This window comes from Candidatus Omnitrophota bacterium, assembly GCA_041653595.1.
Classification (GTDB): Bacteria; Omnitrophota; Gorgyraeia; order Pluralincolimonadales; family Pluralincolimonadaceae; genus Pluralincolimonas.
Map to the genome: position 1 here is coordinate 18477 of JBAZFB010000011.1, position 16013 is coordinate 34489.

Consider the following 16013-nt stretch of genomic DNA (forward strand, 5'->3'; position numbering starts at 1 on the left):
ATGGGATTATTTACCGACAAGACTAAAACGGCGATCGAGATACGCGAATCTGAGATAAAAGTCATCCAGATATCGGTGAGCGGCCCGGCCGCGGCGGTAGAGGCCTGCGTCAGCGAGGCGGTGCCGTCGAATGACGCCAAAGCGGCTTCAGAGGCGTTACGGAAGATCCTCAAAAACTATAACATAAAACCAAAAGAGACAGTCCTCGTAATACCCAGGCAATCCGTGACGACCAAGACGATGAGCCTTCCGTCCCATGACCCGGCGGAGATAGAAGAGATGGCCGGGTTCCAGGCGATAAAACAGATACCCTATCCCAAAGAGGAGATAACATACGGCGTCAGCCCGATAGAGACGACGGCCGAGGGCTATTCAAAAGTGATGCTTGTCATCTGCCACAAAGATATGGTCGAGAGGCCGCTTGAAGTGATGAGGTCCTGCGGATTCTCCCCTTCGAAGGTGACGCTGAGCTCTTTCGGTATCCTCAACTGGCTAAGGATGGATCCGGAGTTCATGGCCGGGGCAGGCGCGGCGCCTGTTATCGTCGTGGAATGCGATAAGTCGACCACAGACATCGTGATCGCCGATAAAGAGAAGGTAATATATACACGCGGACTCACTTTCGGCTCCGGCGGGGGCGCGGATTACATCGAAAGGCTCAAGGAAGAGATAACGAGGACCCTGGCGACATTCGAAAAGGAATCTTTGACCTTGAAACCCGTAAAGGCTGTCTTTACCGGTTATCTGCCCGGGATGGAAGCGCAGAAGGAATCGCTTGAAAACGCGATGGGGATAAAGGTCGAATTCAGGGACGCGTTCAAGGTGTTTCCTTCCGGGGTACCTGAAAGATCCAGGCCTTTCGCCTCAACAGGTTCGTTCGCTTCCCTTATAGGCAATGCGGCCGGACCGGACAGGGTAGACCTCCTGCCCAGGAAATTCAAGGCTGCCAGGTCGGTGAAGATAAGGAGGAAAGAGGCTTTGGTCTCCCTTTCGCTGGCCGCGGCTGTCCTGATACTTCTATCTCTTGTTGTCGTGAACAAGCTGCACCAAAAGGAAGAATTATTGAGGGCGCTCGAACTGAGGTTGAAAAAGACGGCCCCGTCGGCGCAGGAGATCGGCAGGAAGAAGGAGTTAGCCGATATCGTCAGGGCCGAATCATCCCAAAGGGCGAGGCCGCTTTTGGTATTGAACGAATTCTACAGGATCGCGCCCCCTTCGATAAACCTCGCGCTGTATAAATACGAGGAGGGGAGGGTGGACATAAAGGGGACGTCGTCAGCTTTGTCCGAGGTGTTCAGGTTCGTCAAGCTGCTCGACGACTCGCCGTATTTTGAGAACGCCGAAGTGAAATACGCCGCAAAGAGAAAAACCCCGCAAGCCGAATTCGTGGATTTCGAGATATCCTGCCCGTTATCCGGAAAGGCGGGCAAATGACATTATTAAACCTCAGCGGCCGGGAGAGCAGGCTTTTTTATCTTACATTGGCGGTGATAGTCGCATGGACCGCCCAGGCGTTCATCTTAAAACCGGTCTCGACAAAATGGAAGCGGCTTAACGATGAGATAGCCGCGGACAGCCTCAAACTGGAAAAGAGCGAGCGCCTCATCGGCAGGACAGGGCCGATAACCGGCGATTATGAAAAGGCCGCGTCGGCCCTCAGGATGGCCGGTTCGGCGGAAGAGGAGATGGCTAAATTCCTCACCGAGATCGAATCCCTCGCGAATACGACCGGAGTCCACATAAACGAGATAAAACCCCTGCCCACGAAAAAATTCAGCCTTTACAGGAAGTTTTACGCCGACCTCGAGCTGGAAGGGGACATGATACAGATATCAGATTTCATGCGTAAAGTGCAGAATTCCGCTCATCTGCTGGCTATCGATAGATTATCGCTAAATCCGAAACAGGCCGGCTCGAACATCCTCAGGTGCGGTATCGTAATTTCCAAAATAGCTATCCATTAACCCATTCTTCAAAAAATACTTGACAAGATAAGTATGATTTTATATACTGCTCCCTGAGTAGGGAGTAGAAGATGAGCGCTCATAACCTATATTTAGTTAAAGATTTAGCAAGATTGACCGGACTTTCCATAGAAACGGTGAAATATTACCTCAAAATAAGGCTTATCTCCGAGGTAGGCAGGAGCCCTGAGACGAATTTCAGGTATTTTGATGAATCTACTATAGACAGGTTGAACAGGATAATAGGTTTAAGACGGGATAAATACCCGATAAAGAAGATCCTCGAATTACTGGAACCCGGAAGGGTCTCAAGTTGAGTTATTATAAAGCGCTTGCCCTTGAGAAAGAACCGTTTTCAACAAGCCCGGATCCCGCCTTTTTCTTCCGTTCCCAATCGCATGAATCTGCCCTCAACAGGCTGGAGATCACGATAAGGTTGAGGCGCGGCCTGAGCGTGGTCCTGGGCGACGTGGGGACGGGAAAGACGACGCTCTCGCGGACCTTGCTGCAATCATTCCACGGTGACGATAATTTCATATTCCACATGATCCTCGACCCCAGCTATAAGACGGAATTCCAATTCCTCTCGAACCTCGCGAAGATGTTCGGGATCAAACCGGCATTCAGGTCGACTCTTGAATTCAAGGACGCAATTGAAAAATACCTCTTCCAAAAAGGCGTCGACGAGAACAAGACGATAATCCTCCTCATAGACGAAGGCCAAAAGCTTGACGCCAACCAACTCGAACTCCTGAGGATATTATTGAACTATGAGACCAATGAATTCAAGCTCCTGCAGCTTGTCATACTGGGCCAGGTCGAGCTGCTGCCAAGGATAAGGAAGATAAAAAATTTCATGGACAGGATCGCCCTTAAATACCTGATAAATCCCCTGGACGAGGCTGAGACAAAACAGATGATAGAGTTCAGGCTGAAACAGGCGGGTTATGCGGCCCAGGCCCCGCTCTTTACGGACGATGCGATAAAATATATATATGAACATACGCAGGGATATCCGAGGAAGATCGCCTTGCTCTGCCACGATTGCGTGGAGACCGTCATAATGGACGAGAGGACCGCCATAGACCGCGAGATCGTCCAGGCTGTTATAGGCAGGGAGGTAAGTTAATGCCCGAGGAATTCACAAGCCCGGAAGAAAAACTATTAAGGCTCATCCGCGGCGAAAGGAAACCTAAGAATAGGCCCGTTCCGCTCCAGGAGATGGAGATATCCGTCCCGCATGAACGCGAGGCCGGTCCGGCTCCTGCCGGGCAGGACCGCAGGCCCGCGCTGCCGCAGCTTAAAAGCAGCGGAGATTACGTCAAATTTATAAACATAACCCTGATAACCGTCCTTATCGTCGCCGCCGCCGTCCTTTTGATCGACGTCATAAGCTTTAACCTGAAACGTCCGGCCTATATACCCGAACCCGCCAAGGGGGCAGCCGCGCGCCAGGAACCGCAACCACGGCCCGCCGCCCCGGCCCAGGCATATCCATCTTCCGCATCCGTTGAGATCCCGGATGATTCGGCGCTGCTAGCGTCGAAAGATCTTTTTAAGGCGTCCCCGGTCCAGGCCGCTACCGCGGCAAGGCCCGCCCAGGCCTCCTTCGACAAGTTAAAGGATTTTACGCTGAAGGGGATAATAGCCGGTGATAAACCCCAGGTGATCCTGGAGGACGGAAAGAACAAGAAATCATATTTTCTTTACAAGGGCGATTCATTGGACAATATAAGGGTTGAGGATATACAGTCGGACAAGGTCATTTTGTCGATAAACGGTGAAGTGCTCGAACTTACCTTATAAGAGGAGAATACCATGGACAGGGTCAATATGAAGTTTTCAAGGTATCTCACGGGATTTCTGGCATGCTTTATTTTCATCTCTTTCGCGGCCGGTTCCTTCGCCCAGTCCCCTATCTCCGCGCAGAAGATCACGCTCGACCTGAAGGGGATAGATATAATCGACACCTTTAAGATAATATCGCAGAGGACCGGCATGAACATCATCGCGTCGAAGAGCGTGACCGGCAAGGTCACGATCTTCCTGAAAGATGTCGATGTCTGGGACGCCTTCGAGATAATACTCCTCTCGAACGACCTGGCCTACGACGTTCGCAATGATATCGTGAACGTCATGACCGGACGGGAATACGAGGCGATGTACGGGGAGCGTTTCAAGGATAAGAAGGAATTGGCCACTATCAAGCTTAATTACGCGAAGGCGGTAGAAGTGGCTAAAGCCGTCACGCAGGTCAAGACGACCATAGGGAGGGTCATAGTAGATGAAGGTTCGAACTCCCTTATATTAATGGATAGCGCCGGAAGGCTCGCGCAGATGAAGGAGATGGTCGCCTCGCTCGATTCCCCTACGGTCACTAAGGTCTTCACGCTGGATTACGCGAAGAGCGATAAATTGAACCCCAAGATACAGGATATGATCACGAAAGGACTGGGTTCGGTCCGGTTTGACGAACGCACGAATACCGTGGTCGTGACCGACCTTCCGGGAAAAGTGGCGGATATCGAAAGGGTAATAAACGCTTTTGACGAAAAGACCCGGCAGGTCCTCATCGATGCCAAGATAGTCCAGGTGGAGTTAGATGACAAGTTGACCACCGGGATAGACTGGCAGACGATCTTAAAGAAAGTCACTGTCGACCAGAAGCTTACCGCCAACCTGACCTCAGGCGGCACCTTGACGATAAGCACGGGCTTCGGGGACGGCAATACCTTCAATTCAGTCATCCAGGCCCTTAAGTTGGTAGGGAACACCAAGATCATCTCCAGCCCGCGCATTACCGCGCTCGACGGCCAGGAGGCTAAGATAATGGTGGGCACGAAAGAGGCCTATATTACCGGTACCACCACAACGCCGGCTGCCGGAGCGGTAACCACCGCGGAGTCGGTAAATTTCGTAGATGTCGGTATACAGCTTTACGTGACCCCGTCCGTGAACAAAGACGGCTATGTATCGATGAAGATAAGGCCTGTGGTCAGCTCGGTCGGCAGCAGGATCAAAACCACGGCGTCCCCGGACGGCGTGCCTATAGTAAAGACCTCCGAGGCCGAGACGAGCGTAGTGGTAAAGGACGGTGTGACTATCGTGATGGGAGGGCTCATAGAAGACACCAAAATAAGGACCGTAAACAAGATTCCGGTCCTCGGCGATATTCCCTTTTTCGGCGCGGCTTTCAGGAATGTCATAGACGAGACAAAAAAGACGGAGTTGGTCATTTTCCTTACGCCCACGATCATATCGGGAGATACGTCGCAGCCGATCCCGAATATGAAAGATTCATCGTATTCCGACTACTACGGGAGTGTCCGGGACAGGATAGTCAACCTCGACCTGTATAACCAGACGGTAAGGACGAAGATCCTTAATACCGCTCTGCGGTCGATGCCGCAGGAGAAGCTCACCGGAAACGCCGTAGTGGCTTTTTCCCTTTTCGATGACGGTTCGCTTTTCGGCGAGCCGGTAATAATAAATAAAGCAGAGCCGGCGTTGGCCGACCTGGCCATAAAAAGCGTCAAAGATTCGACTCCTTTTCCGCCTTTTCCGAAAGACCTGGGGAAAGGGACAAAGGCCTTCAAAATAACGCTATCGTTCGAATAAATCTATTGACAAAATACGCGATATATGATATTTTTTAACTAACAATTCGGAATAAAGATAACAAAATAGTCTTGGCACTCCCCGACCGAGAACAATTTTGGGTGTTCAACTGTCGGAAGGGAGGGTGCCAATTTGCATTTCAAGAACCTGGAACTTTTTGGCTTCAAGTCGTTCGCTAACAAGACGGAATTGAATTTTGAGCCTGGCGTAACGGCGATAGTCGGGCCTAACGGCTGCGGTAAATCCAACATCTCCGACTCGATCAAGTGGGTCCTCGGAGAGACCTCTGCCAGGGAGATCCGCGGCACGAAGATGGAAGACGTCATCTTCAGCGGCACCGACGGAAAAGAAGCCCTTGGTTTCGCGGAAGTATCCCTCACGATAGTAAACCAGCCCAAGATCCTCCCTACGGAATATGACGAAGTCACGATCACAAGGCGCGTATTCCGTTCCGGGGAGAGCGAATATTTCATAAATAAGACTCCCGTAAGATTAAAAGATATCAATGAGCTTTTGATGGGGACCGGCATCGGCACGTCCACTTATTCCCTTATGGAGCAGGGCAGGATAGCCGAATTGTTAGACTCTCGACCCGAAGAGAGGCGTTACGTATTCGAGGAGGCCGCCGGGATCACAAAGTACAAGGCCAAGAAGAAGGAGGCCTTGAGAAAACTTGAGCAGACAGAGGCGAACCTCCTCAGGGTAAGCGACGTGATAACGGAAGTGAAGCGCCAGATAAACTCCATCGAGCGCCAGGCGAATAAGGCCAGGAAATATAAGGAAGATTTCGAGAAGCTGAAGGAGATGGAGGTATGGACCGCTGCGGCGGAATTCAAGAAGATAAGGCAAGAAGAAGGCAGTATATCGTCCGACAGGGATTCCCTGGCGGCGAAGGAGTCCGAACTTAATTCCGTCATCTCGGAGCTGGATACGAAACTGGCCTCGCTGCGCGACGACCTGGCGAAAGTCGACCAGCGGTTGTCGGACGCGAAAGCCAACGCGGTAAATATAGAAGGCCAGGTTGAAAGGAATAAGGACAAGATATCCTATAATTCCGAAAGGTCTAACGAGATCAATTCCAGGATCGCGGGGCTGGAAAAAGATATCGACGGTAACCGCGAAAGGCTTTCCAACCTGGAGAACGAAGTGGGCCGCCTGAATTCCGAGGCCGGCCTTTTCAGGAGCAACGAGGAAAATAAGAAGTCTGAGATAGAAGAAAAGACCAAATATCTTGAGGCCATCGCCGAGACGGTAAAGACCTGCCAGCAGAACATAGAAAAGGCGAAACTCTACGTCGTGGATATTGCGGCAGGGCAGACGAAGGCCCGCAACGAATTGACGAAATTAGTCGCGCACACCCAGCACCTGGGCGCGCGCCAGAGAAGGATAGAAGTAGAGAAGAGGAAGGTCGATGAGGAGAGGGCCGCCTCCGGGCAGAAACTCGGCGAGCTGGTGGCCTTCGTGGAAAGGATATCCAAGGATATAGAGAACCTTAACTGGAAAAAGGCCCAGGCCGAGGGGGACTTAAGCTCGCTAAGCGAAGAGATAGCGAACCTCGAGGTCGAATTCCAGGGCCTTAGTTCGGAATTGACCTCGGCGCAATCGCGCCTCACTTTCCTTGAGGACCTCAAGGCCAAATATGAGGGTTTCTCGCTCGGAGTAAAGAGCGTCCTGAAAGAAGTGGAGAGGGGCTCACCCATATCGCAGGGCGTAGTGGGCATAGTTGCCGACCTGATCGAACCTTTCCAGGGTTACGACAATGCCATAGAGGCGGCTTTAGGGGACCTGGTACAGGCCGTCATCGTCAAAGATAATGAGACCGCGAAAAGACTCATCAAATTCCTGGACGAAGGTTCTCTCGGCCGCGCCACGTTCATACCGCTGGAAGGCGTCTCCCGTTCAGGACCAAGGACAGACCTCATAAATTACATAAAAGCTGACGGGAACGTAAAAAGCGTCATCGAATTCCTGTTGCGCGATACTTACCTCGCGGATGACCTGGAATCCGCGTTCGGCTCGATAGCCGGACGGCAGGACCATGTCAGGCTCATAACCAAGAACGGCGAAGTCGTGGAGAAAGGGCTTTCGGCCGGAGGTAAGGTCCAAAAGGCGGAAGGTTTCGGCCTGATAGGAAGGGACGCCAAGATAAAGGAATTGAGGATAACAATAGAAAACCTGAAGGCGAAGTCCGAGGCCCTCGAACGCGGCCTCCAGGAGAAGAAGCAGCTCAGGGACTCGCTCCAGACAGAGGCGAAGGCTGTCGCCGAAGATATACATAAGATCCAGATAGATAACGCCAACAAGATCAGCGAAAAAGCCGGCCTCGAAGAAGCCATGAACAAGCTTAACGAGGAGGAGTCGCTGTTGAACCTGGAACTCGGTGAAGTGAACTCCGAGATAGACACCTACGTGACCAAGGAGGAGGAGTTTAAGAAAGAGCTCGCCTCGCTCGACGACGAAGACGCGAAGGTCCAGGATACGATCAAGTCGAACCAGGACACGATAGCGCTCAAGCTGAAAGAGAGGGAGGATACGCTTGTCCTTATAACACAGAGCAAGACCGAGCTGGACATGCTTAAGGACAAGGAGATCTCGGTAACCAACGCCCTCTCCATGATGGCGAGGTCGTTCGATGACGAAAAAGCCGGCCTCGCATCCAAAGATAAGGAGATCGCCGATTCCAAGGTAAAGATATCCGAATTAATGGTCGAATCGGAACAGCTTGCCAAGAGGAACGAGGAGCTCGTCAGCGCCAGGATAGCGGCGGAATCCGATTCGCGCCGAATATTGGATGAAAGAAAAGCCGCAAGCGATTCCATATCCCGCGTAGAGAACGAGGCAAAGGAGGCCCAGAAGTCCTTTAACGAATTGAGCGGTCGCCTGCATACCCTTGAGGTCAAGACCACCGAGTTCAATTACAAGAAGAACAGCCTGCGCGACAGGCTGGTCCAGGTCTATAAAGTCGAGACCGACCTTGAGCAGGCGGCCATACCCGAAGGCATAAACTGGGACGAGACGAACGAAAAGATGGAGGCCCTGCGCTCCAAGCTAGAAGGCATGGGCCCGGTAAATCTTGTCGCGATAGAAGAGCACCAGGAGCTGCAGGAGAGGTACAATTTCCTCACCACGCAGCAGCAAGACCTGGTCTTGGCGAAAGACGACCTGCACAAGGCGATAAACAAGCTCAATAAGACGACCCGCGAGATGTTCCTCGAGACCTTCCAAAAGATACAGGCCGAATTCAGGGATATGTTCAGGCTGCTCTTCGGCGGAGGCGACGCGGAGTTGCTGCTTATCGACCAGGAGGACATCCTTGAGAGCGGCATTGAGATAATCGCGCGTCCCCCGGGAAAGAAACCGCAGTCGATATCGCTGTTATCCGGAGGCGAGCGTTCGATGACCGCGATAGCGCTCCTCTTCTCCATATTCAAAGTGAAACCCAGCCCGTTCTGCGTGATGGACGAGATGGACGCGGCGCTGGACGAGGCCAATATAGACAGGTTCTGCAGGGTACTGAAGGATTTCGTGAAGACTTCACAGTTCATAATAATAACACATAACAAGAAGACGATTTCGGTGGCCGACGTAATGTATGGCATCACTATGGAGGAGTCGGGTGTATCGAAGATCGTTTCGGTTAAGTTTTCACAAGAGCTGGAGGCGAAGACAGCTTAAGGTTATTTGGACCTGTAGGCGCAAACTTTGTTTTTGCCGGTCCTCTTCGCTTCATACAGCGCCATATCAGCTAAGTAGATCAGCTTTTCTTTATCGAGCGCGTCTTCTGGGTAGGTAGAGAGGCCCGCGCTTATGGTAAGGTTCTTGGCGGGCTGGACTTCCTGTCCTTTAAACTCGAAATTTTCTATCGCCATCCTGAGGTTTTCCGCGATCGCATAAGCAGGGTCTTTACCCTGGTTGGGAAGTATCACGGCGAACTCCTCGCCGCCGTAACGCGCCACAAAACCCTTCCCGTCGCAGACGGTCTTTAATATCCTCGCCACATCGCGGAGTATCTGGTCCCCCATCTGGTGCCCCATCGTGTCGTTATAATTCTTGAAATTATCTATGTCGAACATGACCATGGAGAGCTGGGACTTGCTCTCGTAGGCCTTCTTTAATTCCTCGGTCAGTAGGAACTGGAAATAGCCGTGGTTCCAGAGCCGCGTCAGCGTATCGGTATTGGACTGGTAAACCGTCTGCTCATAGAGGCGCGAATTCTCGATCGCGAGGCCGGCGTGGTTCGCGAACATCGTCAAAGTCCTTATGTCGTCCTTGAGTATAGGTTTTTTCGTGAAAAGGTTGTCGGCCAGTATCACCCCTACAACTTTATCCTTTGCCTTGAGCGGGACGGTCACGAAATACTCGGTCCTTAAGAATTGCAGGACAGGGTCGTTAGCTGTCTTATGGCGCGCCTCGTCCGTGGTTATCTCCATGCTCATACCTTCGAGAACGGTCACGGCAAGCACCCCGGCATCCTCACGTAAGGGGATCTTTATGCCCCTTACCGCCTTATCAAGGTCGGAGCCGCCTTTTTTATAGAAGGTATAGGCCGATATAAGGTCTTCGAGCGACATCTGCTGGGAAGATATCCTGCTCCAGATGAGGCCGGCCTCTTCTCCGGAATGGGGGCCTAAACCCATCTTTCCCTCGAGCGTGTTCTCCTGCTCGTTCACGAGGAAGAGCATGGCCCTGTTGAAGCCGAGGCCCGCGTGTGAGGTCACCCCTGTAAGTATAATAAAGAGGATCTCCTCGAGGTTGAGGGTAGAGCGCATCGCGTTGCCGATCTCATAGAAGATCGCCAGCTCAGCGCGTATCCTGTCAAGCCTTTCCTGTACGTTCTTTTTTTCCATAACGGGATTAATGATACCCCATATACCGCGGCTTGTCAATAAGACCCCTTATGCGGGCGGGCACCCGCTTGAACCTTAATCGCTTGACAATAAGCGGTACATAGTATAAAATTATTACATCTTCGGGAGGGGTGAAATTCCCCACTGGCAGTGAGAGCCTGCGAGTCTCATATCCATATGTTTTAAGGATGGGACAGATCCGTTGTAACCACGGAGCCAATAGTCAAAGTCTAGATGGGAGAAGATAAGCGGTTTTTATGCCGCCATATCGCGTATTTTTACCCGAAGAGAGATCTTCGGGTTTTTTATTGCCGAAGGCAATAATACTTGTAGCCTGTAAGGCTACAAGTATAGGAAGGGACTAAATGTTCAACACGATCAAAGAAGCTATCGGGGATATCAAAAAGGGCAGGATGATCATCGTCATCGACGACGAGGACCGCGAGAACGAGGGGGACCTGCTTATGGCCGCTGAATTCGTCACGCCCGAGGCGATAAATTTCATGGCGAAATACGGCCGCGGCCTTATATGCGTCCCCATGGAAGAGAAACGCCTTCGCGAGCTGGGGATAGAGGTTCTATCCGAGACCGGCGGGGGTAATTTTAACACCGCGTGGACGATGTCGATCGACGCGAAGGAAGACGTCACTACCGGCATATCCGCCCATGACAGGTCAAAGACGATAAAGACGCTCGTAAATCCCAGGTCGAAGCCAGGGGATTTCAGCCGGCCCGGCCATATCTTCCCGTTGAGGGCGAAAGAGGGCGGGGTGCTCGTAAGGACCGGCCATACTGAAGCTGCCGTAGACCTCGCTAAATTGGCTAGGCTGAAGCCGGCAGGTGTAATATGCGAGATAATGAATGACGACGGGACGATGGCCAGGACGCCCCAACTTATAAAATTCGCCCGGAAGCATAAACTCAAGATCTGTTCCATAGCGGCCCTTATTAAATACCGCATGGCCGCCGAAAAGCTTGTCCAAGAGATAGAAGAGACCAACCTGCCGACCGGATACGGCGAGTTCAGGCTACGGCTTTACGAATCGATTATCGATAAGAAAGTGCATGTCGCGCTTGTGTTGGGAAAAATATCAGAGAGACCGGTTTTGGTGAGGGTCCATTCTGAGTGCTTGACAGGCGACGTCTTCGGTTCACTGCGTTGCGATTGCGGAGGGCAGCTCAGGCAGGCTTTGTCGATGATAAAGAAGGAAGGCCGCGGCGTCCTCCTGTATATGAGGCAGGAAGGCCGGGGTATAGGGCTTGAGAACAAGATAAAAGCGTACGCGCTCCAGGATAAGGGGATGGACACGGTCGAGGCGAATAAGGCGCTCGGTTTTGAGGCCGACCTGCGCGATTACGGCACCGGCGCCCAGATACTGGCGGACCTCGGCATAAAAAAGATACGCCTCATCACCAATAACCCGCAGAAAATAGTCGGGCTCGAGGGATACGGGTTAAAAGTTGTCGAGCGCGTCCCTATCGAGATGCCCTCGAACCCGAGGAACCTGCGGTATTTAAAGGTGAAGAAAGAGAAAATGGGACACGTGTTAAAAGGGATCCGTTAAAGGAGAAGGAGGAAGAAGATGGTAAAGACAGTCGAAGGGCAGTTGATCGCGAAAGGAAAGAAGTTCGCGATAGTCGTTTCAAGGTTCAACGATTTTATCTCGAAGCGGCTCCTTGAGGGGGCTATCGATACGCTGTTGCGCCACGGCGCGAAAGAGGGCGAGATAGAAGCAGTGTGGGTGCCGGGCGCATTCGAGATACCGGTCGTGGCGAATAAGATCGCGAAGTCGAAGAAATTCGACGCAGTGATATGCATCGGCGCGGTGATAAAAGGTTCGACCCCGCACTTCGAGTATGTCGCCGGAGAGGCCGCGAAGGGCGTGGCGAAGGTATCGCTCGATACGGGTATCCCGGTAATATTCGGCGTCATAACGGCCGAGAACCTCGAACAGGCCATTGAGCGCGCCGGGACAAAGGACGGCAACAAGGGCCGCGATGCCGCGATATCGGCTATTGAGATGGTGAACCTCTTAGAGAACATCTAAGATGAGAAAACGCACCCAGGCGCGTGAGTACGCGCTCCAGATATTGTACCAGATCGACGTCAGGAAAGACCCTGAGGACAAGATCCTGGTGGATTTCTGGAAGAACATAGAGACGGAGCCCGAGGTATCGGATTTCGCCGCTAAGATCGTGATCGGCACCATCAGGAACAAGAAGAAGATCGACGAGATGATCACGAAATATGCCAGCAACTGGAAACTCAGTCGTATGGCCGTCATCGACCGCAATGTCCTAAGGATGGCCGCGTATGAGCTGCTCTTTTGCGAAGACATACCGCCTAAGGTATCCATAAACGAGGCCGTCGACCTGGCCAAGAAATTCGGGGATACCGAATCCGGGAAATTCGTGAACGGCATCCTTGACAAGATAAACAAGGAAGAGGCGGCGGGTGGAAAGAACGGTTGACCTCCACGTCCATACGCATATTTCCGATGGGACTTTCTCCCCGCAGGAGGTCGTCGAGAATGCCGTCAAGGTAGGGCTCTCGTGCATAGCGATAACCGACCACGATTGCATCGACGGAATCGAGCCGGCGGTAAAAGCCGCTAAAAAGACCGGGCTGGAAATCATTCCCGGCGTCGAAATGTCCGCACAGGAGAAAGGCCGCGAGGTCCATCTATTGGGGTTCTATCCGGACATAAAAGACAAGAAGTTCCTCGGGAGGCTGGAGTCCATCCGAAAGAACAGGGTAGACAGGGTATACCGGATGGTAGAAAAACTCAAAAAATATAATGTAAACTTGGATCCCGCCCGCGTATTTGAATTGAGCGGCCCGGGATCGGTCGGCAGGCTGCATGTGGCCGCCGTGCTTGAGGAAGGAGGCTATGTCTCCTCGATCCAGGAGGCGTTCAAGCGCTTCATAGGGGACAAGGGGCCTTGTTATGTCGCCCATTATGACATCAGCGCCAAGGACGCCATAGCTGAACTGAAGAGGGTAGGCGCGGTCGCTGTCTACGCGCATCCCCATTTGATGGGCGGCGACGCCCTTATCCCGAAATTCGTAAAATACGGGCTGGACGGGATAGAGGCCTACCATTCCGAGCATTCGAAACAGGTCACGAAAAGATATCTCGAACTCGCGAAGGAATATGGGCTCCTGGTCAGCGGCGGTTCGGATTGCCACGGGCTTAATAAAGGCCAGATGTTGATGGGCACGGTAAAGGTGCCGTACAGCCTGGTCGAAGAGATCAAAAAATGCGCAGCGAAGACGAAAAGTACATAAAGATAGCCCTGGACCTGGCTAAAAAAGCAAAGGGGATGACCAGCCCTAACCCATGCGTCGGCGCGGTCATCGTTAAAGACGGAAAAGTGCTCGGTAAAGGTTTCCATAAGTTTGCCGGCGGGCCGCACGCCGAGATATGCGCCCTGAGGCAGGCAGGAAAAGAGGCAGAAGGCGCGACCATGTACGTCTCGCTTGAGCCGTGCAGCCATTTCGGCAGGACGCCGCCGTGCACCGACGCGATCATCAGGTCCGGGATAAAGCGCGTCGTGGCTGCGATCAAGGATCCCAACCCGGTTAATAACGGAAGGGGTTTGCGGATATTAAGAAGTTGCGGCATAAAGACCGGAGTAGGATTATTAGAAACCGAGGCGAGGGAATTGAACGAAGATTTCATTAAATACATAACCAGGAAGATGCCTTTTGTCGCGGTCAAAGTCGCCCAGAGCCTTGACGGGAAGATAGCCACGCGCACCGGAGATTCAAAATGGATATCCGACGATAAGGCGCGGGATTTCGTGCATAAGCTGCGCAGCGAACATGACGCGGTGATGGTAGGCGCCGGGACAGTCTTGAAAGATGACCCTTTATTGACGGCTAGGGTAAAAGGCAAAAGAGTAAAACAGCCGTTGCGCATCATCCTTGCGGGAAAGGCCAAGATCCCGGATAAGGCGAGGATCTTCAATAGCAAAGGCGGGGGAGTTGTGATAGCGGCGACCCGAAAAAAAGACGGAAGGGTGGATATAAAAGCGCTGCTTAGGGAATTAGCAAAGAAACAGATAACCAGCGTCCTGATAGAAGGCGGCGGAGAGACGGTCGCCTCGGCGCTGGAAGCAGGGGTGGTGGATAAGGCATATTTCTTTATTGCGCCTAAGATAATCGGCGGGCGTAAGGCTACGACATCGGTCGAAGGCGAAGGCGTTGAAAAAGTTGGCAAGGCAATAAGGCTTAAAAGGATGTCTTTCCGCAAGATCGGCGATGATCTTCTTATAGAAGGGTACGTGATAAACTGAAATGTTTACGGGAATAATAGAAGAACTGGGTAATGTTGAAAGGATCGACAGGTCAAGCGAGCCCGCGGTATTTACCGTCAAGGCTGACAAGATACTGAAAGGCCTGAAGAAGGGGGATTCCGTCTCAGTGAACGGCGCCTGCCTGACCGTTATTGCGGCCGGAAAAAACGATTTTTCCGTAGAGGCGATACGAGAGACACTGAAGAAGACGAACCTTGGGGAGTTGAAAGAAGGCGGGAAAGTGAACCTTGAAGGGGCGCTCTTAAGTGGCGGCAGGATAAGCGGCCACTTCGTGACAGGCCATGTAGACGGCACCGGCACGATAAAATCAAAAAAAGAAGAGAAGGGTGAGATATTACTGGAGATAAAAGCCTCCGGAGATATCCTCGACGGTATTGTATTGAAGGGTTCGGTAGCTATCGACGGGGTAAGCCTGACCGTCGCGGCGTTGGATGATTCGTCATTCTCCGTGTATATAATCCCGCATACGGCTCGGGCCACCACACTCGGCTCAAAGAAGACAGGGGATAAGGTAAACATCGAAACCGACATGCTTGGCAAATATGCGGCGAAATACGCCGGCCGCGGAAAACCCTCGAACATCACCGAGAAATTCCTCAAGGAAAAAGGATTCGTTTAAACCCACCAATTTGTTGACTATCTTCCCCGCTCGTGATAAAATCGGATGTTATGTTAAGTAGAAAAGGCCTGCTTTTTGCCCTGTTTTTTTGCCTATCATCAGCCTTTATCGGCGGTTATATAAAAGGGGATGACGGGCTCAAGGCTGTGAAGATAGTAGACGGCGATACCATAGCCCTCGAGAACGGCGAATATGTCCGTTATATCGGTATGGATACGCCGGAAAAAGGGCGGCCGTACTATAAAGAAGCGAAGAACGAGAACAGAAGGCTGGTAGAAGGCAAGGAACTCAGGCTGGAATACGACGTCGGCAGGAAGGACCGGTACGGCAGGACGCTTGCGTATGTTTACGCCGGCGATATCTTCGTGAACGCGGAACTGGTCAGGAACGGGTACGCGATGGTCTATACTTTCCCGCCGAACGTGAAATACTATAAGGCGTTCCTGTCGCTGCAGGAAGAGGCGAGGAAGCAGAAACGCGGCCTCTGGGGTTTAAGCGAACAGGATATGGAATCAATAAAATCCGGCCACAAGCACGGCCAGAAGCATTACGAGTAGACATTTAGTCGGGGCGTGGCTCAGTTTGGTAGAGCGCTTCGTTCGGGACGAAGAGGTCGACAGTTCAAGTCTGTCCGCCCCGACCATA

General features: G+C 52.2%; 15 protein-coding genes, 1 tRNA gene and 1 riboswitch. Of the genes, 15 read left to right on the top strand and 1 reads right to left on the bottom strand.

Going from position 1 to position 16013, the window contains the following annotated elements:
* The 7 genes from pilM to smc all read left to right on the top strand — a co-directional run bounded on the left by pilM (position 1) and on the right by smc (position 9257).
* Positions 1–1434, top strand: coding sequence for a pilus assembly protein PilM (gene pilM, locus WC317_05500; GenBank protein MFA5339580.1), 1434 nt, complete (start codon positions 1–3; stop codon positions 1432–1434).
* Positions 1431–1964 carry a type 4a pilus biogenesis protein PilO gene (gene pilO / locus WC317_05505; protein ID MFA5339581.1) on the top strand — a complete coding sequence of 178 codons (534 nt, stop codon included), beginning with the start codon at positions 1431–1433 and terminating at the stop codon, positions 1962–1964. Before pilM ends, pilO begins: the two co-directional genes overlap by 4 nt.
* Positions 1965–2035: 71 nt before the next feature.
* Positions 2036–2281 carry a MerR family transcriptional regulator gene (locus tag WC317_05510; GenBank protein ID MFA5339582.1) on the top strand — a complete coding sequence of 82 codons (246 nt, stop codon included), beginning with the start codon at positions 2036–2038 and terminating at the stop codon, positions 2279–2281.
* Positions 2278–3093 carry an AAA family ATPase gene (locus tag WC317_05515; GenBank protein MFA5339583.1) on the top strand — a complete coding sequence of 272 codons (816 nt, stop codon included), beginning with the start codon at positions 2278–2280 and terminating at the stop codon, positions 3091–3093. The genes WC317_05510 and WC317_05515 overlap by 4 nt, the downstream gene beginning before the upstream one ends.
* A complete protein-coding gene (locus WC317_05520; GenBank protein MFA5339584.1) occupies positions 3093–3770 on the top strand; it encodes a type II secretion system protein N in 678 nt (225 codons plus the stop codon). Before WC317_05515 ends, WC317_05520 begins: the two co-directional genes overlap by 1 nt.
* A 12-nt stretch (positions 3771–3782) precedes the next feature.
* Positions 3783–5582: a secretin N-terminal domain-containing protein gene (locus WC317_05525; protein ID MFA5339585.1), complete on the top strand. Its 1800-nt coding sequence runs from the start codon at positions 3783–3785 to the stop codon at positions 5580–5582.
* A 132-nt stretch (positions 5583–5714) separates the two neighbouring features.
* Positions 5715–9257 carry a chromosome segregation protein SMC gene (gene smc / locus WC317_05530; GenBank protein ID MFA5339586.1) on the top strand — a complete coding sequence of 1181 codons (3543 nt, stop codon included), beginning with the start codon at positions 5715–5717 and terminating at the stop codon, positions 9255–9257.
* Between the two features lie 2 nt (positions 9258–9259).
* On the opposite strand, the gene WC317_05535 is transcribed toward smc, so the two are convergent.
* The gene (locus tag WC317_05535) at positions 9260–10429 is read right to left on the bottom strand and encodes a sensor domain-containing diguanylate cyclase (protein ID MFA5339587.1); all 1170 of its coding nucleotides are present in this window, start codon (positions 10427–10429) and stop codon (positions 9260–9262) included.
* Between the two features lie 114 nt (positions 10430–10543).
* A riboswitch (FMN riboswitch) is annotated at positions 10544–10679 on the top strand.
* Positions 10680–10794: 115 nt separating this feature from the next.
* Here WC317_05535 and WC317_05540 point away from each other — a divergent pair.
* From WC317_05540 to WC317_05575, 8 genes are all read left to right on the top strand, one after another.
* Complete coding sequence (locus WC317_05540; protein MFA5339588.1) at positions 10795–11994, top strand: bifunctional 3,4-dihydroxy-2-butanone-4-phosphate synthase/GTP cyclohydrolase II; 1200 nt, start codon at positions 10795–10797, stop codon at positions 11992–11994.
* 18 nt (positions 11995–12012) lie between these two features.
* The gene (ribE, locus tag WC317_05545; GenBank protein ID MFA5339589.1) at positions 12013–12477 is read left to right on the top strand and encodes a 6,7-dimethyl-8-ribityllumazine synthase; all 465 of its coding nucleotides are present in this window, start codon (positions 12013–12015) and stop codon (positions 12475–12477) included.
* Between the two features lies 1 nt (position 12478).
* Positions 12479–12901 carry a transcription antitermination factor NusB gene (gene nusB, locus WC317_05550; GenBank protein MFA5339590.1) on the top strand — a complete coding sequence of 141 codons (423 nt, stop codon included), beginning with the start codon at positions 12479–12481 and terminating at the stop codon, positions 12899–12901.
* The gene (locus WC317_05555; GenBank protein ID MFA5339591.1) at positions 12885–13718 is read left to right on the top strand and encodes a PHP domain-containing protein; all 834 of its coding nucleotides are present in this window, start codon (positions 12885–12887) and stop codon (positions 13716–13718) included. Before nusB ends, WC317_05555 begins: the two co-directional genes overlap by 17 nt.
* Entirely contained in the window at positions 13691–14728 is a 1038-nt protein-coding gene (ribD, locus tag WC317_05560) for a bifunctional diaminohydroxyphosphoribosylaminopyrimidine deaminase/5-amino-6-(5-phosphoribosylamino)uracil reductase RibD (GenBank protein ID MFA5339592.1), read from the top strand. Before WC317_05555 ends, ribD begins: the two co-directional genes overlap by 28 nt.
* Before the next feature lies 1 nt (position 14729).
* Positions 14730–15368, top strand: a complete 639-nt coding sequence (locus WC317_05565; GenBank protein ID MFA5339593.1) for a riboflavin synthase — start codon at positions 14730–14732, stop codon at positions 15366–15368.
* A gap of 50 nt (positions 15369–15418) precedes the next feature.
* Positions 15419–15925 (top strand): thermonuclease family protein, encoded by a 507-nt coding sequence (locus tag WC317_05570; GenBank protein MFA5339594.1) that lies wholly within the window; start codon positions 15419–15421, stop codon positions 15923–15925.
* Between the two features lie 9 nt (positions 15926–15934).
* Positions 15935–16011 (top strand) — tRNA-Pro (locus tag WC317_05575).
* The last annotated feature ends 2 nt before the right edge of the window (positions 16012–16013 follow it).